General features: G+C 35.0%; 25 protein-coding genes. 17 read left to right on the forward strand and 8 right to left on the reverse strand.

All coding sequences use genetic code 11. From position 1 onward, the window contains the following. Positions 1-108 precede the first annotated feature (108 nt). The gene (locus ACFPM4_RS16150; protein ID WP_382353968.1) at positions 109-1359 is read right to left on the reverse strand and encodes an amidohydrolase family protein; all 1251 of its coding nucleotides are present in this window, start codon (positions 1357-1359) and stop codon (positions 109-111) included. Positions 1360-1541: 182 nt separating this feature from the next. Here ACFPM4_RS16150 and ACFPM4_RS16155 point away from each other — a divergent pair, with 182 nt between their 5' ends. From ACFPM4_RS16155 to brnQ, 6 genes are all read left to right on the forward strand, one after another. Further along, positions 1542-2495 carry an ABC transporter ATP-binding protein gene (locus tag ACFPM4_RS16155; RefSeq protein WP_382353971.1) on the forward strand — a complete coding sequence of 318 codons (954 nt, stop codon included), beginning with the start codon at positions 1542-1544 and terminating at the stop codon, positions 2493-2495. Beyond that, the gene (locus ACFPM4_RS16160; protein WP_382353974.1) at positions 2495-3229 is read left to right on the forward strand and encodes an ABC transporter permease; all 735 of its coding nucleotides are present in this window, start codon (positions 2495-2497) and stop codon (positions 3227-3229) included. Before ACFPM4_RS16155 ends, ACFPM4_RS16160 begins: the two co-directional genes overlap by 1 nt. Next, positions 3226-3912 carry an ABC transporter permease gene (locus tag ACFPM4_RS16165; RefSeq protein WP_382353977.1) on the forward strand — a complete coding sequence of 229 codons (687 nt, stop codon included), beginning with the start codon at positions 3226-3228 and terminating at the stop codon, positions 3910-3912. The genes ACFPM4_RS16160 and ACFPM4_RS16165 overlap by 4 nt, the downstream gene beginning before the upstream one ends. A gap of 17 nt (positions 3913-3929) precedes the next feature. After that, complete coding sequence (locus tag ACFPM4_RS16170; RefSeq protein ID WP_382353980.1) at positions 3930-5012, forward strand: sensor histidine kinase; 1083 nt, start codon at positions 3930-3932, stop codon at positions 5010-5012. A gap of 3 nt (positions 5013-5015) precedes the next feature. Further along, positions 5016-5624 (forward strand): response regulator, encoded by a 609-nt coding sequence (locus ACFPM4_RS16175; protein ID WP_144923375.1) that lies wholly within the window; start codon positions 5016-5018, stop codon positions 5622-5624. Positions 5625-5704: 80 nt separating this feature from the next. Then, positions 5705-7054 (forward strand): branched-chain amino acid transport system II carrier protein, encoded by a 1350-nt coding sequence (brnQ, locus tag ACFPM4_RS16180; RefSeq protein ID WP_382353984.1) that lies wholly within the window; start codon positions 5705-5707, stop codon positions 7052-7054. Positions 7055-7105: 51 nt separating this feature from the next. Here the strand turns inward: brnQ and ACFPM4_RS16185 are convergent, their stop codons facing one another. Continuing rightward, positions 7106-7540: a MarR family winged helix-turn-helix transcriptional regulator gene (locus ACFPM4_RS16185; RefSeq protein ID WP_382353987.1), complete on the reverse strand. Its 435-nt coding sequence runs from the start codon at positions 7538-7540 to the stop codon at positions 7106-7108. A gap of 19 nt (positions 7541-7559) precedes the next feature. Beyond that, the gene (locus ACFPM4_RS16190; protein WP_382353990.1) at positions 7560-8036 is read right to left on the reverse strand and encodes a glutathione peroxidase; all 477 of its coding nucleotides are present in this window, start codon (positions 8034-8036) and stop codon (positions 7560-7562) included. Positions 8037-8206: 170 nt separating this feature from the next. On the opposite strand from ACFPM4_RS16190, the gene ACFPM4_RS16195 reads away from it, so the two are divergent. Together ACFPM4_RS16195 and ACFPM4_RS16200 are read left to right on the forward strand one after the other, a co-directional pair. Next, positions 8207-8902, forward strand: a complete 696-nt coding sequence (locus tag ACFPM4_RS16195; protein ID WP_382353993.1) for a copper homeostasis protein CutC — start codon at positions 8207-8209, stop codon at positions 8900-8902. Between the two features lie 108 nt (positions 8903-9010). Then, positions 9011-9319: a phage holin family protein gene (locus ACFPM4_RS16200; RefSeq protein WP_382353996.1), complete on the forward strand. Its 309-nt coding sequence runs from the start codon at positions 9011-9013 to the stop codon at positions 9317-9319. Between the two features lie 210 nt (positions 9320-9529). On the opposite strand, the gene ACFPM4_RS16205 is transcribed toward ACFPM4_RS16200, so the two are convergent. After that, positions 9530-10408: a DMT family transporter gene (locus tag ACFPM4_RS16205; protein ID WP_144923358.1), complete on the reverse strand. Its 879-nt coding sequence runs from the start codon at positions 10406-10408 to the stop codon at positions 9530-9532. A gap of 262 nt (positions 10409-10670) precedes the next feature. Between ACFPM4_RS16205 and ACFPM4_RS16210 the strand changes: the two genes are divergently transcribed. From ACFPM4_RS16210 to ACFPM4_RS16230, 5 genes are all read left to right on the forward strand, one after another. Next, positions 10671-11969: an extracellular solute-binding protein gene (locus ACFPM4_RS16210; protein ID WP_144923355.1), complete on the forward strand. Its 1299-nt coding sequence runs from the start codon at positions 10671-10673 to the stop codon at positions 11967-11969. Between the two features lie 103 nt (positions 11970-12072). After that, the gene (locus ACFPM4_RS16215) at positions 12073-12948 is read left to right on the forward strand and encodes a carbohydrate ABC transporter permease (protein WP_382354001.1); all 876 of its coding nucleotides are present in this window, start codon (positions 12073-12075) and stop codon (positions 12946-12948) included. After that, complete coding sequence (locus tag ACFPM4_RS16220) at positions 12949-13845, forward strand: carbohydrate ABC transporter permease (protein WP_382354004.1); 897 nt, start codon at positions 12949-12951, stop codon at positions 13843-13845. Positions 13846-13915: 70 nt separating this feature from the next. Further along, the gene (locus ACFPM4_RS16225) at positions 13916-14917 is read left to right on the forward strand and encodes an acyltransferase family protein (protein WP_382354007.1); all 1002 of its coding nucleotides are present in this window, start codon (positions 13916-13918) and stop codon (positions 14915-14917) included. Positions 14918-15014: 97 nt separating this feature from the next. Continuing rightward, a complete protein-coding gene (locus tag ACFPM4_RS16230) occupies positions 15015-15563 on the forward strand; it encodes a GNAT family N-acetyltransferase (protein WP_382354010.1) in 549 nt (182 codons plus the stop codon). 33 nt (positions 15564-15596) lie between these two features. On the opposite strand, the gene ACFPM4_RS16235 is transcribed toward ACFPM4_RS16230, so the two are convergent. Then, complete coding sequence (locus ACFPM4_RS16235; protein WP_382354013.1) at positions 15597-15995, reverse strand: nuclear transport factor 2 family protein; 399 nt, start codon at positions 15993-15995, stop codon at positions 15597-15599. Between the two features lie 205 nt (positions 15996-16200). Here ACFPM4_RS16235 and ACFPM4_RS16240 point away from each other — a divergent pair, with 205 nt between their 5' ends. The 3 genes from ACFPM4_RS16240 to ACFPM4_RS16250 all read left to right on the forward strand — a co-directional run bounded on the left by ACFPM4_RS16240 (position 16201) and on the right by ACFPM4_RS16250 (position 19120). Beyond that, entirely contained in the window at positions 16201-17097 is an 897-nt protein-coding gene (locus ACFPM4_RS16240; RefSeq protein WP_382354016.1) for an EAL domain-containing protein, read from the forward strand. 12 nt (positions 17098-17109) lie between these two features. Beyond that, on the forward strand, positions 17110-18075 hold the full coding sequence (locus ACFPM4_RS16245; RefSeq protein ID WP_382354019.1) for a GGDEF domain-containing protein: 966 nt from the start codon (positions 17110-17112) through the stop codon (positions 18073-18075). Positions 18076-18253: 178 nt separating this feature from the next. Further along, positions 18254-19120, forward strand: a complete 867-nt coding sequence (locus ACFPM4_RS16250) for an AraC family transcriptional regulator (protein ID WP_382354022.1) — start codon at positions 18254-18256, stop codon at positions 19118-19120. 122 nt (positions 19121-19242) lie between these two features. On the opposite strand, the gene ACFPM4_RS16255 is transcribed toward ACFPM4_RS16250, so the two are convergent. The 3 genes from ACFPM4_RS16255 to ACFPM4_RS16265 all read right to left on the reverse strand — a co-directional run bounded on the left by ACFPM4_RS16255 (position 19243) and on the right by ACFPM4_RS16265 (position 21452). Further along, positions 19243-19896 carry a YqcI/YcgG family protein gene (locus ACFPM4_RS16255; RefSeq protein ID WP_382354025.1) on the reverse strand — a complete coding sequence of 218 codons (654 nt, stop codon included), beginning with the start codon at positions 19894-19896 and terminating at the stop codon, positions 19243-19245. Positions 19897-20163: 267 nt separating this feature from the next. Next, positions 20164-21192 (reverse strand): spore photoproduct lyase, encoded by a 1029-nt coding sequence (splB, locus tag ACFPM4_RS16260; RefSeq protein ID WP_382354028.1) that lies wholly within the window; start codon positions 21190-21192, stop codon positions 20164-20166. Beyond that, positions 21189-21452 carry a transcriptional regulator SplA domain-containing protein gene (locus ACFPM4_RS16265; RefSeq protein ID WP_382354031.1) on the reverse strand — a complete coding sequence of 88 codons (264 nt, stop codon included), beginning with the start codon at positions 21450-21452 and terminating at the stop codon, positions 21189-21191. Before ACFPM4_RS16265 ends, splB begins: the two co-directional genes overlap by 4 nt. Positions 21453-21614: 162 nt before the next feature. On the opposite strand from ACFPM4_RS16265, the gene ACFPM4_RS16270 reads away from it, so the two are divergent. Further along, positions 21615-21974: a carboxymuconolactone decarboxylase family protein gene (locus ACFPM4_RS16270; protein WP_382354037.1), complete on the forward strand. Its 360-nt coding sequence runs from the start codon at positions 21615-21617 to the stop codon at positions 21972-21974. Positions 21975-22348: the final 374 nt, after the last annotated feature.

Here is a 22348-nt window from a genome sequence, read left to right on the forward strand (position 1 = left end):
ATCTTTTACAAAATCGACAGTCAACGTAAAAGAGAGATATAAAAAGAAAGGGGCCGTCAACAAGTCGATGATTATGACTTATTAGACAGCCCTTTTCTTTGAGTAGATTCATTGTTTCAAAAAATCAATTTCGATTTCATTTTTTCTTGGTTCACGTTTGAATAAGTATTCTCCATTGCGAATGGATGCTAGTACTTCTGCACGCTCACGGATTGCTTCGTAAGGATCTTTCGCATCCAAAACGATGAAGTTGGCAGGTTTTCCTGCTTCTATTCCATACTCGTTGTTAACCCTCATAATATTGGCGCCGTTGTATGTAATTAAATCAAACGCCTTATTAATTTCATCGATATGTGTGTAGTGTGCTAAGTGGATTCCGTTATCTAAAATATTCATCATATTTCCATTACCTAGTGGATACCAGTAATCTGCGATTGAATCTTGAGCAAATGCTACATTATTTCCATTTACTAATAGTTCTTTTACACGTGTTAGACCGCGTCGCTTAGGGTAAGTATCACCACGTCCTTGTAAATGAGCATTCTCTGTTGGACAGGAAACAAAGTTAATTTTAGATTCTTTAAATAAACCTAACATTTTATTGGCATAACTATTTTCAACAGAGCCGAAGCTACAAGTATGACTAGCTGTTGTGAATTCTCCATAGTCTTTTTCCATAACAAGAGCATTTAACACTTCTAAAAATCTACTATTAGGGTCATCATTTTCATCACAGTGAATATCAATCATCACGTTATATTTAATAGCCATATCGACAATACGTCTTAATGATTCAACACCATGCTCATAGGAAATTTCAAAATGGGGAATTCCACCAGCTACGTCAGCTCCCATTTCAAGAGCTTGTTCCATTAACTGCTCTGCCCCTTTATAGCGGAAAAACCCTTCTTGTGGGAAAGCTACTAATTGTAATGTTACGATATCCTTTAATTCCTCACGAATTTTTAATAAAGCTTTCATTCCGGTTAAATTAGGATCGGTAATATCGACATGTGTCCGAATATATTGCACTCCATGACTAACTTCTTTTTGAATTCCTTTTAGTGCTCTTTCCCGTACTAATTCTTCTGTTAGTGATTTCTTATTGTCACTCCAACGTTGGATACCTTCAAATAATGTACCGGAAACATTAGCATTTCCTTCACCTAGGCCAGAAAAAATGTAATCTAAATGTAAATGCGGATCAACATATGGTGGTAACACTAAACGACCTTCTAAATCAATCACTTCATCAGCGTTACCTAGATCATTCCCTATAGCTTTAAACAGATTGTTTTCTACTAAAATTTCATGAGATTGTGGGTCTCCATATATAGTCGCATTAATAAATTTTTTCATACATAGTTCTCCTTTGCATCAACATGTTGTCAAGTAGTTATTATATCAAATTTCTATAAACTTAACTCATTTGCTACTTACTGTGTTGATTGTGAATTTTACTTGGACTTTATTTAATGACAATTGTAACTATCGAAGGAAAATAAAGATTGTAATAATGGGAGTAACAATAACGGTAAAGGATGAATGATATGAGAATTGTTTCCATGCAGGACGTTGTAAAAAGATATGGATCATATGTAGCGCTAGATTATATAAACCTAGATATTAATGATGGTGAAATAATTGGACTACTTGGTCCTAATGGGGCAGGTAAAACAACGTTAATTCGAACTTTAACGGGAATTATTCCTATTGAACGTGGGCAGATTGAGATTTTTGGAGCAGTGAAAAATCCTTTTTCCAATCAAAACAAAGAAAAAATCGGGATAGTCACTCAAGAGATTACGGTATTTGAAGAATTAACAGCGAAAGAGAATCTACAATTCTTCGCAGGTGTATATGGGTTAAAAGGAGAAGTGAAGAAAAGAAGGGTAAAGGAAGCGTTGGAATTTGTGGGCTTAGGAGATAAGGGAGGGAAATTGCCTAGCAAATTTTCTGGAGGGATGAAGCGTAGGTTAAATATTGCTTGTGCACTGACTCATAAACCAAAGTTTTTAATAATGGATGAGCCAACAGTAGGGATTGATCCACAGTCAAGGAATTATATTTTAGAAGCAGTGAAAAAATTACGAGAGAATGGCACGACTATTTTATATTCAACTCACTACATGGAAGAAGTCGAAGCGATTGCATCTAGAGTAGTGATTATGGATCAAGGTCAAATTATTAAAGAAGGAACAGTAGAAGAACTAATTCAAACTGTTCAGCATGAAGAAAGAGTGAAAATTGTCGTCACTGATTCAGGAAGTGTACCAGTAGAAGCATTAGAGAATATTGCCGGTGTTAAAAAAATTGTTGTATCTGGAAATGAAATAACGATTATTTCTGCATTTGATTCCGGAAATTTAGATCGTATTATCACACTTGTGAAGGAACATGTAGGAGTAATTGGAATCCAAGCAGCAAAACCGAATCTGGAAGATGTCTTTCTAACGTTAACTGGAAAGCAGCTAAGAGATAAGGGGGAAGCATAATGCGTGTTCTTTCCACAATCAAATTTACAGCGATACGTATGCTTCGCAACTATGTTGTATTGCTACTATTACTTGTTGTTCCAATTATTTTAATCACAGTTTTTTCCTTTATACTTTCAGGCATTGTCGCATCAGATACAGGAGAACCAATGATATATGTAAATACAATGCAAATGATTCTCGTGTTTCAACTGTTTAGCGGTTCCATTGTAATGTATCTTATCCACACCGATTTATTTACAGAAAATAAAACGAGGATATATGCTTTGCCTTTCAATCAGACAATGTATGCCTTTTCGATCATGATGTGTGGTATCGTTTATTCCATTTTCTTAGGTGTCATATTAATGGTTTATGCGCAACTCGTTTTAAGTGTTGTTTGGGCTAGTTGGCTATGGATGCTGTATATCCTTTTCTTATTAGCAGTTTTATCAATTATAGTTTGTTTAATATTCATTTTCTCTGTAAAAAATTATAAAATTGCCGAACGATTAAGTGAAGTGTATGGGGTTGGTTTCGTTATTTTAGCAGGATTCTTTTTTCCAATGCCTGCAAATGCTGTTTTTGAGTTTTTAGGGTCATACGGAAATCCGCTCGCTTTATCGATTAGTGCGGTTCACGAGATGAGTCAATCAAATACTGGGGAAGCATGGTTACAAGCGAATACACTCCTTGGTGCAATTATTGTCTTATTTATTGTGATGCTTGTTCTAGGGAGGAGGAGAATGGTGTGACGGTATTTAGGTTTGCATTAAAGAGGAGTTTTAGTAACAAAACCAATTTAGTCTTCCTGACACTCTTCCCGATGACATGTATTTTTTTACCTGCAGGAGATCCTTGGCCTTTTCTCCCCTACGGGTACCAATATTTTGGTATTTTAATATTATTTATTGGTATCCGGTTAGCAACGATAATACTAGAAGATAGAGAAAAAGGAGTTTTTAAAAGGTTAGCCGTTGCACCAATTAGTCATTTTCATTATTTAAGTCAAAATCAGCTAGCTTATTCCGTTATTCTAATCGCTCAGTGTGCTATTGTCGTTTACGGTGGTGTACTTTTTGGGCAGGAGCTGTATCAACCTAGCTCACTCTTTTTCTTATTTGTATCGTTTAGTTTTGTTTCTTTAGCAATTGCTTTAGCATGGATATCGATTTTCCGAAAGAAAGATATTTCTTTTCTAATTTATATGTCACTTATTTTTCTAATTGTTGTTCTAGGTGGGTTAATGATACCAATTGAATTATTTCCTGATTTATTAAAAAGAATTGCGGTTATATTTCCAACGTATTGGCTTGCTGAAGGATTAAATTGGATTGTATATGGAGAAGAAATGCTCGATTTTCTATTGATTAATGGAGTACTATGGCTTTATACAACCGTATTTATGATTATCGGGAGTATAAGAAAGATTCAATGAAGAAATGGGGGGATAGGATGACGAAACTAGTTGAGCCAATGTTATTTGTAAATAGCTGGCGCTTTCTAATGATAGCTGTTCTTATTTATTTATGGATTATCGGTGATTTCGTTCATAGTTCGTTTATCCTCATTCTCCTGTTATTAATGATGACTAGTCTACGTTGGCGGTTTCCATTACCAATTTGGAGTAATGTCATCGATGTCGTAATTTGCATATTGTTTTTTCCTATTACAGATATTAGTTATTTTGGTTTGGCGCTACCGATATTTGAACTTGCAATGAAAGGAAAATGGGTATTTTCGCTGTTTTTGTTTATGAGTCTATTTACTCCATCACCTTCTTCATCTTTAATTTTTTGGTTCTTTCTGCAGTCATTGCTTTTTGGAATATTTTCCTTTATTTCCGTAAAAAATCAAGAGATGTACAGATTAGAAGTAGATGAACAACGAAGGGCCAGGTATGAGCTAGAACGCCTTAAAATAGATTTATTGACAGCAACTCAAAGCGCTTCTCATCAGGCGGAACTAATGGAAAGATATCGAATATCAAGAGAGTTACATGATCATTTAGGGCATGATTTAACTGGTGCATCCTTAGCCTTACAAGCATATGAGTATGTAAAGGATCCAGTAGAAGCTTACGCATTATTGGAGGAAGTTAAAAATCGGCTCCAACGTAGTACAAAACACTTGAGAGATTATGTTCATGACATGACTCCTATCACCAAGTTTGGTGGTGAACGCTTAGATACCATTTTGCAAAACTTTCAACAGATTGAAACTGTGTATCACAAGTCTGGTGATATGCTAAATGTTCCGGCTTATATATGGGAGCTGTTAGAATCATGTTTAAAAGAAGCATTAACTAATGTTGCTAGGCATAGTAATGCAACGAAAGTAGATATCGAATTACAGGTAACAGAAGCGATTGTTCGTCTATCGATTCAAGATAATGGCACGATTAATAAAAATAGTCAATCAGGAAGTGGATTAAGGAGTTTACAAATGCGATCTCGTTCCTTGGGAGGAAGTTTATCTATAAATAGAGAATATGGGTTTTTACTTGTTTGTGTCATTCCGTTAGAAAAAGGAGAGTGAATAATGAAGCTGTTAATTGTTGATGATGATAAATTAGTTTGTCAAAGTTTGCAGCTATTACTTGGAAAAGAAAGGGATTTGGAAGTCATTAGTACAGCTTCTAATGGTGAAGAAGCGATTGAATTGTGCAAAAGGGAGAAGCCAGATGTAATTTTAATGGATATACAAATGCCGGTAATGGATGGAATAGAAAGTACGAAAAGAATTAAAGAAAATTGGCCAACCATTCAAATTATGATGTTAACTACGTTTCAGGATGAAAGGAATATTAGACTAGCATTAAAGGCCGGCGCAGAGGGTTATTTACTTAAATCAGCATCAATTGAAAATATGGCGCAGCAAATCAGGGCATTAAAAGCTGGATCTGTCATATTAGATGGAGATGTATTAAAGACAATAACGGAACCTGATACGGCTGCATTAGAGGGACTAACTGAACGAGAGACAGAAATCGTTGAATTAATTGCGCAAGGACTATCAAATAAAGAAATAGCAGCTCAGCTGTATTTAAGTGTTGGTACGGTCCGTAATATGATAACGATTATATTAGACAAACTAGAAATCCGAGATCGCACCCAGTTAGCTATCTATTATTGGCAAAGAGTAAAGTAGTCATGGAAGTCTTGGAACAAAAAAGATATTATACATTAGTAAAGAATTAATAGTTGGATTTCAATTAGAAGGAGTAAAACATGCAACAAAAAATGTCATTTTCAGCCTATGCGATCATCGGTACGATGCTATTTGGGATGTTCTTCGGTGCAGGCAATTTAATCTTTCCAATCCATATGGGGCAACTTGCGGGTACAAATTTTTGGCCTGCATTAATAGGATTCCTTTTTACTGCAATAGGGCTGCCATTTCTCGGAGTTTTAGCTTTTGGATTATCGGGAAGCAATAGTTTGAGGGAATTAGCAGCTAGAGTCCATCCTTTATTTGGTGTTGTCTTTTCTGTTGCACTATACTTAACTATTGGTCCATTTTTTGCGATTCCTCGAACAGCAACCGTACCGTTTGTTGTAGGTTTTGAACCATATATTAACCAATCATCTGCAAGTTTATATTTAGGAATTTTCAGCGTTATTTTCTTTGTAATTGTCTATTTTTTCTCGCTTAATCCTGCAAAGATTATGGATTATATCGGAAAATATTTAACCCCAACATTTTTAGTGTTTTTATTTAGTTTAATTGTCATTGCTATTATTAAACCGATGGGGCATTTTGAAAAACCAGTGGAACCGTACAGTAGTTTAGCTTTTATGACTGGTTTTAAAGAGGGATATAACACGATGGATGCACTTGCTTCACTTGCATTTGGGATCGTTGTTATTAATGCAATAAAAAGACAAGGAATTACAAGGACAAAAGAGATTGCGAATGCAACTTGGAAAGCTGGAGTTTTTGCAATGGTATTGATGATGCTTATTTATGGACTGATTACTTATATGGGGGCATCTAGTGTATCAGCGATAGGCGCATTTGAGAATGGTGGTTTAGTCTTTGCTGCCGTTGCCCAGTATTATTTCGGGTCATTTGGTTCCATATTATTAGCGATTATAATTATTCTCGCTTGTTTGAAGACTAGTATTGGATTAATTATAGCTTGTAGTGAGTTTTTTCATCAGCTTCTTCCAAGAGTGAGTTATAAAATATTTGTTTTCGCACTTTGCCTTACATCATTATTTGTTGCTAATTTTGGTTTGAATAATATTATCGAGTATGCTGTTCCAGTATTAATGTTACTTTATCCCTTAGCGATTGTACTCATTATATTAACTCTTTTCTCACCATTATTTGGTCATAAACAGAGTGTATATGCAATTGCTATCTTTTTTGCGTTTTGCGTCAGCTTTTTCGACGGCTATAGTACGCTCATAAAAAGTCTTCCAACTGCTGCACTCCCGGTATTGGATGCTGTTAAAACCTTCTATCTTAATTATTTACCTTTGTATGACATCGGACTTGGTTGGCTTTTACCTAGTATAGTCGGCACATTTATTGGATTGTTGTGGTCAAAGAGTGTTAAAAATAAAGTTGTATAAAATAGTGAAAGACCGTGCTTTAAGAAAAAAGCACGGTCTTATTTTGTTAAATTACAGGCGTTTAGTCAATTTGCCCTTCAGTTGTTTTAGCTGACGTAATAATTGTTCGTATTCTGTTAGCTCAATATTACAAGAAATGACTTCTTTAGCAATCTCATGATTGATTGCTGCTTTTTGTTCTAGTGCCTTTGGCTGTAAAAGGATAGAAACTTTGCGCTCATCTGTAGTTGCTCTTTCTTTTTTTACCCAACCATTTGCTTCCATTCTTTTAATCATCGGGGTTAGTGTGCCAGTTCCTAAGTCTAGACGTTCCCCTAATTCTTTCACTGTTAGACCATCTTTTTCCCAAAGAGCAAGTAGAACTAAGTATTGAGGATACGTAATTCCAAAGGGGTGAAGAACTTTAGCATATAGTTTTGTAAATTGGCTACTAACATCATAAATGGTAAAACAAAGTTGGTTATCTAATGTTAAGAAATCTTTCATGAGATATCTTCCCCTTGGATTAAAGTAGCTTCAAAATATCTTTCTCTATTTTAGAAGGATTTGTTGTTGGTGCATATCGTTTCACAACCTGTCCATTACGATTAACTAAGAATTTAGTAAAATTCCATTTAATATCGTTTAAAAGAAGTCCTGATTTTTCCGATTTTAAATAAGTAAATAAAGGTTCTTCATTTTTACCATTTACATCTATCTTTCCATACATCGGAAACGTTACACCGAAATTTAATTGACAGAATTCTGTTGTTTCCTCAATATTATCAAATTCTTGATTATTGAATTGACCACATGGGAATCCTAAAATTTCTAATCCTTGATCTTTGTACTTATCATAAAGTTCTTGAAGCTCTTGGAACTGATTCGTTAATCCACACTTACTTGCAGTATTTACAATAATTAATAGCTTTCCTTCATAATCCTGTAAAGAATGTTCATTTCCATTTGTTTTCTTCACGGTATAGTCATAAACAGTTGGCATCATGATTCCTCCAAACAAGTTTTTGATCGTGTACGATTTAATCATACACGATTAAAATGAGTAATTCAAATATAAACTTATATAATGGAAGGGTTTATGTGAAAACATTATTGGATACGTTATGATGAAAAGATAAAGGATAGTGATTAAAGTAAATAGGGGGATGATTGATGCTTATAGAAGTGATTGTTCAAACGAAAGAGGAAGCTGTTGAAGCGGAAAAACTTGGTGTAGATAGGTTAGAATTAGTCTCTGCTATTAGTGAAGGGGGATTAACACCGAGTTATGGAACGATAAAACAAGTGTTAAGAAGTGTTTCCATTCCTGTACAAATAATGATTCGCACTCATAGTTATCATTTTGAATACACAAAAAGTGAACTAGAAACAATGTATGAGGATATCCGAAATGTGATTGAACTTGGAGGAAAGGGGATTGTATTCGGAGCACTACATCAGGACAAGTCGATTAATATAGAGGCAATTCAGCATATCATTGGAATTTATGAACAAATAGATATTACATTTCATCGTGCATTTGATGAAGCTCTTTCACAAAAAGAAGCATATCATTCTTTAATTCCCTTTAAAAAGAATGTTCGACGAGTATTAACTTCTGGGGGAAAAGAAAATTGTGAAGAAGGTAAGGCTACCCTTAAGAAGTTAGTGCATTTATCACAAGAGTATGGTGGACCTTCGATTATGCCTGGGGCTGGTTTATCTAGTGTTAATTTGAAACATATACATGAGTTCGTTGGTGCAGAACAGTATCATTTCGGTAAAGCTGTAAGAAGAGGGCAATCATTTGCGAATGGATTTGATCGGACAGTAATAGAGAAAATAAGAAACCAATTAACAAATAAGTAATCTGAAAAATGGACTACCTGTCTAGGCTAATTAACAATTGTCTTACCTATTTATTCATACGATAGTATGTATACAGTTTTTTATGTTGAAAAATGGGTGAGACTTTTTATGGAGTATTTAAAGATATACATTTATCCTGAAACACTTATATTAATTCCGACTTTATATTTTTTAGGGTTATTCCTTTATCAAACACCAAACATACCATATTGGTTACAAACTTGGATAAAGTTGATCTTTGCGGTTATATCTTGTCTTTTATATTTTGGAATGGATATTCGTTCTGTTATTCAGGGGATATTAGTGACAGGTGCGGAAATAATATTGCGTGAAACAATCCATCATCATTTCACAAACTTCTATGATCGTTCAGCTAATAAAAAGGCAAAAGAAGAACAAAACGAAGTGAATGAATAATCTTGTTCCATTTCATTCAGCATAGAGGTTGAGATAAAACAATTTGACCTGAATGTAAATCCGAACAATGTAAGTATTGCTATACCGCTTCGGAAATACACTACGCTTGTAATTAAAAATTATTATAATTGAAAGTGACCGAACTATCTTGTTTGAAATCAAGATATAGTTCGGTTTTTATTTGCAACCATTTTCCTTTTTTGATTCTAGTTATGAATTCCTTAATATCCTTTTCTTATGCAAGTTTGGCTTCAACTCTGTAATGAAGATAGCCATCATAATGAAAGCAGCGCCTACTATCATTCGTACTGTAAGCACCTCATGTAAAATCAGTACGGATAATACCATCCCAAAGAATGATTCTAATGATAGGATAATTGCACCCTTTGTTGCAGTTGTATATGTAAATGCAATATTTTGACATAGGTAAGCAATTGTTGTGGAGAATATGGCCAAGTAAATGATAGAATATGCAGCCTCTTTCTCCATACTTGTTGGGATATCACCCTGAATTGTAATGACCACAACACTGATAAATGCTGCTGTAATAAATTGAATAATGGTTAGAGAAATTGCATCCTCTTTTTTCACAAAATGATTCGTATAAAAAATATCGAAAGCAAAGGCAACTGCACAAGCAAGTGATAATAAATCTCCAATATTGATTGTAAAAGATCCCTGTAACGATAATAAACCAATGCCGATGATGGCAATCAATGACCCAGTCGTTTCAAAGCGGTCCACTTTGCGCTTATACACCAAATATGCAATAAGTGGGACAATGACGACATTTACTGCTGTTAGAAAAGCATTTTTGGAAGGTGTTGTATATTCTAACCCCACTGTCTGTAATGCGAATCCAATATACAATATCGTTCCTAAAATAGCCCCTTTCCAAACTACCTGTTTCGAAAGAGTTTTTAACCTTTTTCCAAATAATAAGATAAGTATGATTGCTGCTAGAACGAATCTTCCTGCCATGACTTGATAAGCGGATAAGTATTCTAGTGCAATAGCAGTAACTACAAAACCGCTTCCCCATACAATCGCTGTAATTAATAGTAATCCGTCTCCGATGTATTGTTTCATGATGATTCTCCTACTCTATAACTCTCCCAAACATAAGGGTAAATTAAGTTCTCCAAGGATGATTATAACATAATGATAAAGACTTCTATTGCTACCAAGTTTACTGTACAAAAGCACTTTTCTTGTCTTAGAAGATGGGTAATAAATAAAAATATATTAAAGATAGTATAAAAAATACTAGCATATTCTTTCATGAAAGTTATAAGAATTAATGAACAATAGATTTTTTCTGTAACCAAAGAATGAAGGGGGAGGATGCTCAATGAAGAAATGGTTATATGTCACTCTGAGTCTTTTGGTAATTGTAGGTTTACTGGCAGCATGTTCTGGAAGTAAAAATCGTGGTGGAAATGACGTAAAAATTCCAGATGGTGCAACAGAAATTGTTATGTGGAATTTATTTGGTGGCGGCGATGCGGAATACATGAAGAATATTGTGGATAAGTTTAATGAAAGTCAATCGGATTACTTTGTAAATAATATCATGCAGGAACATGGGGAGTATTATACGAAATTACTTACAAGTATTGGAGCTGGAAAAGGACCAGATTTTGGAATTGCCCACACCTATGTATTACCTGAGTTAATAAACGAAGGTTTAATTACAGAATTGGATACGTTGGGGGAAGAGGTAGGGGTTAATTGGGACGAGTTCAATCAGAATGTCCTCGATGCAACTATATTCGACGGTTCCCATTATGCAGTACCTCTTGATACACATGCACAGATTATGTACGTAAATAATAAACTTGTTGGCGATGCTGGACTATTAAACGCGGATGGAACATTGAAAATGGAACAAACACCTGAGGGATTCATTGAATTCTTCCAAACATTGAAAGAGAAATTGCCAGAAGGTAAGATACCTTTCTCCTTTAGTAATGCTGGGGCCGATCCATACTGGACTTGGTGGACATACTATACGCAACTTGGTGGTAGAGGCATTCTAACAGAAGATAGTTTAGATAAGCCGACATGGGATCTTAACTTAGAAGCTGCAACGGAAGCTGCTGAGTTTGTAAAAAGTTTATATCATGAACATGAGATTATTCCATTGAATATCGCTGATTTCTATGGTGAATTTGGCGCTGGTAATGCTGCTGTTATGAGTACAGGAGTATGGGCTACAGGTATTTGGGAAACGACGGAAGGGCTTGATTTTACACCAATGCCTATTCCTCCTATTTTTGGTAAAGATGCTGCGTGGGCTGCATCACATACATTTATCATACCTCATAATGAAAAACTCGATGAGAAATATAAAAAAGGAGCATTAGAGTTCATGAAGTTTGCTGCTGAAAATGGTGCAATGTGGGCTCAAGCAGGTCATATCCCTGCAAATGATACTGTTATACAATCACAAGAATTTAAGGATCTTCCTTATCGAAGTGAATATGCGGAGGTTGCAAACTATGTAAACTTTGCAGACAGTAACATCTATGCCCGTGGCGTTGAAACAATCGTAATTCGCCATCTTGATTCCATTTGGGCCAATGATGTTTCGGTAAGTGACGCATTTAAAAATATGGAAAAAGAAGTGAAAGAATTAATAAGTAAATAGACATAGTTTTATAATATTGGATACACGCGATGCCCCTTTATCGTTCATATTCCGATATTAGGGGCATTTGCTTTTTTCATAGATTATAGTAGGAGGCTATTGTATGAATAAAAAATTATGGGTTCAGGATTTAAAGGCAATGCCTTTTCTGCTACCCTTTTTTATCGTGTATGTTATCTTTACTATTTTTCCTATTATAAAAGGGCTGGAAATGAGTTTGTATGATTGGACGCTTATTCGAAAAATGGATTTTGTTGGAATGGCGAATTACCAAAAAATGATTAGTGATCAATATTTTTGGAGAACACTTTGGAATACAACGTTATTTGTTATTTTAACGACACCAACAATGCTTCTCCTTTCGCTAGGATTGGCGTTATTAGCAAACTTAAAGACTAGATTCCGAACTTTCTTTCGAGGAGCGTTCTTCCTTCCAAGTATTCTTTCCGTAGCTGTTATCTCATTTCTCGCCATCTTTATGTTACAACCATACAACGGATTTATTAATACACTATTGCATGCCATCGGAATTGACGCGGAGCCATTTTGGCTAGCAGATAAATATTTATCGTGGGTTAGTATTGTCGTAGTTACACTTTGGTGGACGGTTGGTTTTAATATGATTCTGTTTCTAGCTGGATTACAAGAAATACCTGAATCTTTATATGAGGCTACAGAAATTGATGGTGCCTCCCGATGGCAACAATTCATTTACATTACCCTTCCTCAACTAATGCCAATCGGTAGAGTCATATTATTACTACAAATTTTAGCTTCCTATAAGGTTTTTGCACAAATTCTCTTAATCACGAACGGAGGACCAGGTGGGGCTACTCGACCACTAATCCAATATATATATGAAGTTGGTTTCAAGCAAAATAATCTAGGTTATGCTGCTACAATGTCATATGCATTATTCTTTATTCTGTTAGTACTCTCAATTATTCAACTTCGAAGTAATAGATCGGAGGAGAGCTAAATGAGCAATCATCAATCTGCAAACTCAAATGGGACAACACCTGTAAAAGGGAAGAATAGGTCTTCTTTTTTAGAGAGAAATCGTGATCCTTTACTAAAGCTAAAAGTGGGAATAGGTTTTGTCATTGCACTTGCCTTTATATTGCCGATTATTTGGATGATATTTGTATCAATCAAGCCGAATGGATTTACTACAACAGATGTAATAAAATGGTTTACTCCGCCATTTACGATTTCCAACTATGTGGATATACTAGTGGATAGTCTAATTATACGTTGGACGTTTAACAGCTTTATTATTGCACTCATCACGACTATATTGACTCTAATCATCACTTCATTAGCCGCATTTGCATTTTCACAAATGAAGTTTCGTTTTAAAAAGACATTGTTTATATTCTTTTTACTAGGGTTAATGATTCCTGGTGAAGCTACGATCATACCACTCTATGAAATTGTAAAAAGCTTAAACTTAATTGATACGTATGCAGGCATTATTTTGCCTGGAATCGCATCCTCATTAGGTGTGATTATTTTAAAAAGCTTTTTTGATGGTGTACCGAAAGAAGTCATTGACAGTGCGATAATGGATGGTTGTTCAAAGTGGAAGCTGTTTTATAAAATTGTGTTACCGCTCGCAAAACCAGCAGTCGCAGCAATTGGTATCTTTACATTTATTGGCTCATGGAATAACTTCCTATGGCCATACTTATCGATTTTATCGGAAGACTTATATACGCTACCAGTTGGAATACCAGTATTTAATGCAACATATTCTCAGGCATATGTATTACCGATGACAGCTAATGCAATTGCGTCTATTCCTGTTATTATCGCTTTCTTAATCTTTGAGAAACAGATTGTAAAAGGAATTAGCTTCACAGGTATTAAAGGGTAAAAAATAAGTATAGAAGGTTGTCCCACAGGTAACGGGACAACCTTTCTGTATAGATAGGGGTGTGAAGGAGATGAATAGAGATCGTTCCGTGGATTATTTCAAGGCCTTACTTGTAATTGGGATGGTGTATACACATATATTACAATTTTTTGGTGATTATGATCGCTTTCCTTCTATAGAGTACAGTACACAATTTTTTAATTTAGTTACTTTTTCTGGATTCGTCTTTTGCTTTGGTTATGTAAATCAGCTAGCCTATTATCGTAAATCATTCTCATCAGTTTGGAAAAAAATGTTGATAACAGGTTTGAAAACGTTAATTGCTTTTTATATTTCAGGACTGGCATTTCAAGTATTTATCGGAAATCAACCACTTAGTTTGGAAACAATGATGCCGATTATATTTTTACAAGTAATTCCTGGCTGGTCGGAGTTTTTGGTTTCCTTTTCACTCATTATATTGTTAGGACTTGCTGCCTTTAAATTATTTACTTATCTAACGGATCGACCAGCATTATTTTGGAGCATCACATTATTAATCTTAGCAACTACTTGGATTGACTATAGTCAAGTGAGTTCACCGATTATGGGATTGTTAATTGGTACGAATGATTTTCCAACATTTCCGGTACTGCAATATTTAGGGTTTTATTTGATCGGAATTTATTTTGCTAAGTATCAAATTGGCTGGAGTATAAAATACTTATTGGTATCTGGACTTGGCACTGTACTATTTATCTATTATTTAGTGGCGAGTGATTTTCAGCTACCAGGGAGATTTCCGCCAAGTATATATTGGATAGTAGGCCCAACATTATTTCTGTACCTTTATTTTATCTTTTCGAAGGTTTTAGCTAAATGGGGGAAGGGTTTCGGCTACTTACTCTTAATGGGTGAGAATGTATTGTTTTTCTTGCTCTTGAGTAACATATTTATTTTTTCAATAGATAGTAAACTCACTTTCTGGATAATAGGACCTTGGGAGGCTCTCCTATTTACAATAGTGCTCCTCTTAATCATTACTTATTTTACTAAAATCATTGCCCGACAACATCACAAATTAAATCAATAAAAGATAGGAAGAAGTCAGAGGATGTGGCCATTACTACCTTTATAGAGATTAATATGCTAAAATCATTGGACGATAAAAATGAATTGTGGTGTTGATATTGGAACAGATTTTTATAAAAACAGACCGCCTAATACTACGAAGATTTAATGAGAATGACATTAATTCTTTTTATGTATATCGATCAAATCCTGATGTTGCTAAATTTCAATCTTGGCAAGATTATCAATATGAGGAAGCGCAAGCGTTTGTGGAGGGACAGATGTATCATCATCCCAATATACAAGGTTCCTGGTTTCAGTTTGCGGTAGCTTTAGCTGAAACGAATGAATTAATAGGCGATTGTGCCCTTCATACACCAGCTATTGAGCCACGTATCGTTGAGATTGGATTTACTCTGTCCCCCAATTTTCAAGGAAATGGATTTGCAACAGAGGCTGTTCACGGATTATTGAAATTCATTTTCCAAACATTAGGAAAGCATAAAGTGACTGCCTTCTCCGATGTTCGAAACAAGAAGTCAATTGCGGTATTGGAGCGGGTAGGGATGAGGCGTGAAGCACATCTGTTGCAAAACTATTATACGAAAGGAAAATGGGTCGACGAATATCAATACTCTATCTTAAAGTCTGAATGGGAGAGGAAATGATAAATGTACCCTGTACCTTCTCCTTTTTATTGTCTAAAACATACCATTTTCGTTTGGTGAATCTTCCGGGACTGGTTGTCCGATATCCCATAATTCAACAATTCTATTCTCTTGGAAACGGAAAATATGAACAACTGCTCCCCCTAAATCATCCTTATGTTGCTTAACATGAGAATAGACGGTAACCATATTATCCTCTTGAATTGCTAGTTTCACTTCAAATATTTTATCCGGATTTATGCTTGCATTTTCCTCCATTGCAAGCATAAGTGCTTCACCATCACCAGGAAAATATGGATTATGGTGAATGAAATTTGTCCCAATGTATTGTTGAAAAGCATCTCGAACACTTCCAGTTGCTACAAGTTTTAAAAAGTTGATTGCTATCTCTTTATGAGAGTGTGTGGTTGAAAACTGTTGATTAATGTTCATTTCTTACATCCTTTTTATTTTTAATTTTACAGAATTATTCTTCATAAAAGCAATATTAGGGTGACTCATGATCAACGATGACATTACTAATAGAAATAGATGCTTTTATAGCAATAATCTATACAAAAACTTATCAATAAATTTACAATAAATAAACATTCGTTCATTAAAATGAATACAATAATCCAAAAGTAGGAGTATTGACATGAACAGACAGAATTCTTTGCAACTAAAGTCACTTTCAAAGACTAATATTTTTCTATCATACTTAAGAAATCTGAATGAACGAGGAAAAAAAGAAATTATCTACTATCGAAGATTAAAAGAATTGCAAAGAATTATGAATAACCATGCTTTAAACACGTTCTTCCAACCGATTATTGATTTACAATCAGGGAAGACAATCGGGTTTGAAGCATTTAATCGTCCACAATCAACTCATTTATTCCCCAATACAGAAGTATTTTATGATTTTGTAGGACAATCGAATCAAGTTTTTTTATTTGAATGCTTTTGTAGAAATCTATCTCTTAAGCGTTTTATCGAAAGAAGTAAAAATAATCAACTGCAATGCCCACCCTTAATTTTTATAAATATTCATCCATTTGTATTACTGGATTCGAATTATCATTCAGGTGAAACACTGCAACTTTTATCTGATCTTGGAGTGGAACCTAATCAAGTAGTATTTGAATTAACGGAGAGAACGTCTGTCACAGATTTTGCTCTATTTGAAAAGGTGCTGTCTAATTATCGATCACAGGGATACCGAATTGCGATTGATGATGTCGGTTCTGGTTATAATAGTTTAAAAACGTTAATCTATTTAAAACCTGAATTTATCAAACTAGATAGATCATTAATTCATCAAATCGATCAAAATAAGGAACAACAACATTTAGTCCGATTAATCATAGATTATGCAAAAAAATCTTCCACAAAAATAATTGCAGAAGGAATTGAAAGATTAGAAGATCTTGCTTTTATTCAGCAACAGGGAATAGATTATGGACAAGGTTATGCATTAGGAAGACCACATGAGGAAATAAAAGATGGAAACAGCCAAGTGATATGGAATAACATACATGTACATTCAAAATAGGGAGACGGTGAAATGTTGGTAACATATATTGGTGAAATTGCGGAACAAGTACCATGTATTTCCCCGAAAACACTAAGTAAAACGGTCGATAAAATATTTAGTGAGAATTCGAAAATACTTGGTGTCGTGACCATTAGTAACGATGTGCCATTATCCCTAATATCAAGGGCAGATTTTTATGAGAAAATGGGGAATTTATACGGATATAATCTATATATGGGAAGACCGATAGAAATAATAGCAAATAATGAACCTTTAATAGTAGATTATTTTCAATCCATTACAGATGTAAGTAAATTGGCAATGGAAAGAAAGGAAGAGGATTTGTACGATTATATTATCGTTACAAAGGAGAATAAGTATATAGGGATTGTCAGTATCCAAAGACTGCTTATGAAGTTAGTCGAGGTTCAAGTTGAATTTGCGAGCTATCTAAATCCCCTAACTAGATTGCCAGGTAATCATAATATTGAAAAGAAGCTAAAAGAAACGATCTATGAAGAGAAATATAGTGTTCTATATATCGATTTAGATAATTTTAAATCGTATAACGATACATATGGATTTAAGAAAGGTGATAAGCTGCTAAAATTTACAGCGAAAATGCTGAAAACAATATGTGATAACAATGGTATGTTTCTAGGACATATCGGCGGTGATGATTTTGTCGCGGTTATCGATCACAATGAATATGAAGAGATATGTCAATCCATCATTGAGGACTTTGATGAAAAAGTGAAGCAATTTTATGATGAAGAGCATTTATCACAAAAATATGTTATCGTCGAAAATCGAAAAGGCGATATCGAAAAGGTTCCTCTAGTTTCATTATCCATTGCTGTCGTTACAAACAAATACGATTCCTTTTCCAATACGGAGGAACTTTCCACGTGTACAGCAAGAGTGAAAAAAAGTTGTAAAAAGAGGAAAGGGAGTTGTTGGTTGGATAACCAGTCCGAGAGTTCGCTAGAGGTATGACAATAATGTATAGGGATATAATGATAGAAGTACATTTTCTTGTAATAAGATGATAGGTCATTGTTTCGAATTAATTCGAGCATTGGCCTATTTTTAATTCGATATATTTTATATAAAAAAGGTCGAGTAATCCGATTTTTGCTTTGTTATGATGGTTTCAAGAAAGGAGGGACATCGTTTGTTAAAAGAATTGAACGCAGTTGTTGATTATATTGAAGAGCATCTAACTGATAATCTACCCCTTGAACATATTTCCGAATATGCGGGAGTTTCCGATTTTCATTTTAGGAAGATATTTTTCTACCTTTCAGGAATGACACTAAATGAATATATAAAAAACAGAAAACTGTCTGAGGCAAATAAGGATTTATTAAATGGAGAAAAAGTGACAGATGTTGCGTTCAAGTATGGGTATCAATCAGTTGATGGTTTTAGTAGAGCATTTAAAAAATGGAGCGGATTTTTACCATCAGATGCTATCAAAAAACGAATAAGCAAATCATTTCCCAAACTTTCATTCATCATTACGGTAAAAGGAGGAATCTCAATGGAGTTTCGTATTGAGGATAAGCCTGCATTTTATTTAGTAGGTGTTAGTAAACGTGTGCCAATGCAATTTGAAGGTGTGAATAATGAGATTGTAAAGCTAGCACAAAGCATAACGGAAGAACAAAGAAAGGAAATGCGTTCATTGCAAAATATAGAGCCATATGAAATTGTGAATGCATCTTACAATGCAGATGCTAATTTTATGAAAGAGGAAGGAGATTTAACACACTTGATAGGTGTGTTAACGACCGAGAGTCAAGTAAGTGATCAATTAGATAAAGTAAAAGTCGATGCTTGCACGTGGGCGATTTTCCCAAATGAAGGTCCATTTCCAACCACATTACAAGAAACGATGGCAAGAACATATTCAGAGTGGCTGCCTACTTCTGACTATGAAATTGTGAATGCCCCGTCTTTCTCCTTTACGAAAATGGATTCACAAAAAGAAAACTATGCATATAGTGAGATTTGGATTCCTGTTCGGAAGAGGAATTAAAAAGTGGCTAGAAGCTACTTTTATAAACTAACTATGCTAGTGCATTAAAACAGCTACGGAAATCTCAATGAAATAAGAAAAAGGCTGAAAAGTTGTGATTGCAGAACTTTTTTCAGCCTTTTTCAATCATCATCAAAGAAGAGACGGAAAGGACACTTAGAAAGTGTAGTGTTATCGTCTCGTAAAAAATATTGCTTCCACTCATAATTATCTACATCACCGTAACTACTTAAATCAGGATGTACACTCACAACATCATAGTTATTTATTCGTTCTCGTATACTTTTCTTTATTTTACTTGCCTGCTTTTCCATTTTATTAAAAGCTTCTAATACCCACCTTGGTGTGATTGCGAGCATAAGAGTTACAAAATATCTGCTTTGTCGGTTTTGGTGTGCTGGTGTTGCACAATACATGAAATATCTCTCACCATGGAAACAGTATTCCCATCGTGAATCATGAGGTTCCATTGGAATTTCTTCTGGCCATTTAATTCCATCAACGGAAGCTAGTTGAGCTAATTGCTTCCAAAATAAATACTCATAATCCTTAACGTTGTATGTCTCCATCATGTCCTTTGGTAATTGGTAGAAAACAATTAGGGAAGTGTAGTTCCCGATATGGATTGATTCCTCTGTATACGTTTTTAAAATCTGTGCTAGTTTTAATAAAGATGATTCTTCTCTAGGATTACCAACAAAGCCGTATCGAAGTTGATTCGTAGCAAATCCAATTTTTGCGGGAATACATGGAAAGGGATTCTCGACATCACTCATTTTCAACTCAAATTTCTTTAAAAAATCCTCCTGCCACGCACAAAGACTGCTTCTATTAGTGGGACTATCTGTATATAAAATTGTCACAGTAAAAACACCCCCAAATGCTCCCTACACTGTATTCAGCGTAGTGGGCATTTGGGATGTGTGAGGTTAAAAATGGGCACTGATAGTATATTGAATAGGAAAAGGACTGGGACAGTGTTCCTGACCCCGTGTCCCTGGGACAGTGTTCCTGACCCCGTGTCCCTTGACCCCGTGTCCCTATTAAGTAAAATATTCCAGTTTCGCTTCTGGGAAGAATTTTTTCATATAGGTGTATAAATTGCTTTTAATATCTTCTTCTTCTTCTTTTTGGTAAATGTACTTACCGATTCCGTATTTACCCCATTTATATCGTCTTTTTTCTTCGTCTAATTCTAACTTTGTCATTGGGTAGTTTTTTTGTATTACTCGTTTAGCTGGTTTCGTAAAGCGATGCTGAATAAATTCGAATGTCAGATCCTTCTTTGCTTCTGGAGGTAGTTCGGCTTCTAGGCGCTCAAACATATGGTAGTATCCTTCTTTCCAGCCCTCATGTAAATAAATCGGAGCAACGATAAATCCAAGCGGATAACCAGCTCGTGCTACTTTTCCAGCGGCTTCAATTCTTTTCTCTAATGGCGAAGTTCCTGGTTCAAAGTATTTGATTACATAGTCTGCATTGACACTAAATCTAAAGCGGGTTTTCCCGTTATGTTTGGCGTCAAGTAAGTGGTCTACGTAGTGAAACTTTGTCACAAATCGTAATCTCCCATGCTCTGACTCACCAAAATGCTCAATCGCCCTTTTCAGTGTATGTGTTAAATAATCGATGCCGACTATATCAGAGGTACATGATGCTTCAAACCTCGTTATTTCTGGAGCTCGTTCTTCCATATACTTATCTGCAGCATCCAAAATTTCATCGACATTCACATATGTCCGAATATATGGCTTACTTCCCATTGTCGTTTGCAAATAGCAGTAATGACAATGTCCCATACATCCAGTTGCAAAAGGAATGGCATATTCTGCAGAAGGCTTGGATGTATCGAATTTAAGAGTCTTCCTCAGTCCAACTACTAATGTTGATTTCGCCACACGATATTTTTGAAAATCATTATCACCAGGTAAATTTCTTACTTGATTATGGGAAGTAGTATAGCGTATTTCTACATCCTGCTTTTCAAATTTCTCATAAAGTTCTTTACCGAGAGGATACTCAAGTGCTTTTGGTTCAAAATAAACGAGTTTCGGTTTAAATGGTTTATTCATTCCCATGTCCCTTCTGAAGCAGGACCATAAATATACTCGAATGCTTGGTTTGCTTCCTCTTCTGTAGAATATACAGCAATTTCATTAGACAATGGATAATAAGTTTCATATAAAAATAACGCTAGTTCATTTGCATTTTCAGGATTATTTACAACAGCAGCTGCTTGAATATTTGCAACATCCTGGGTATGTGGATTTCGATATAACACATACACAATATCTCCAGGTTGATATCGTTGATTGTCGTTAAATAGTTCCATCCTATCACCTTCATAAAGTTAGTCATTATTAAGCGTTCACCTTCGTTGCTATTATTATGTTTACTTGATTTTGGAAATAGTTTTTATCATGAATGCAATGAGGGAGTTTGCTTATAATAACGTTGATTTTCATTTTAAATAGATGGAGTTGGTAACGTGGATATGAATATAGGTACATCTGCTGAAGCATCACTTATTAAATATAAGGAAGGCATTGGAGCTTTCACGAAAAAAATGCCTGATTTTGCAAGTCAATATAATGCTTTTACACAAGAATGTTTTAAAGAGGGAGCTCTATCACAAAAACAGAAGCAATTAATTGCATTAGGGATCAGTATTCATTCGCAAAATGAGTACTGTATTATTTATCATACAAAAGGCTGTTTAGATCAAGGCTGTTCAGAAGAGGAAATCTTGGATTCAATTGCAGTTACTGCTGCTTTTGGCGGAGGGGCTGCAATGAGTCAAGCAGTTACGCTTGTTCAAGAATCGATCCAGGAATTGAATCAGTTGAAACAGTAATGGAGTACTGCGGTTGTTAAGGATAAGTAGTGCTGAAAAAATGCTCAATTGTAGGCACTATTCCCGTTGAATAGTGCCCATAAATGTTTAAGTTCATGTTAAGTGGGCGTTAATTTGTTGGAATAGATCCCACAAAAGTGAAATTCATAATTATTGGTCGCTATTCGGCCTGAATAGAGCCCTAAAAGATGAAATTGCGTAAAGGAGGTCACTATTCTGGAGGAATAGTGACCGAAAAGAGTTAAAAGTAAAAATAAAGTCACTATTCGGAGTCAAGTCCATAATATTGTGTAAAAGTTATTACAACATTTTCAACCAACTTTATATAGTAAAATGGACGGCCACAGCGTAGCTGCTTGCCATTGACTTCAGCG

Source organism: Lederbergia graminis (assembly GCF_042655485.1).
Classification (GTDB): domain Bacteria; phylum Bacillota; class Bacilli; order Bacillales; family Bacillaceae_C; genus Lederbergia; species Lederbergia graminis.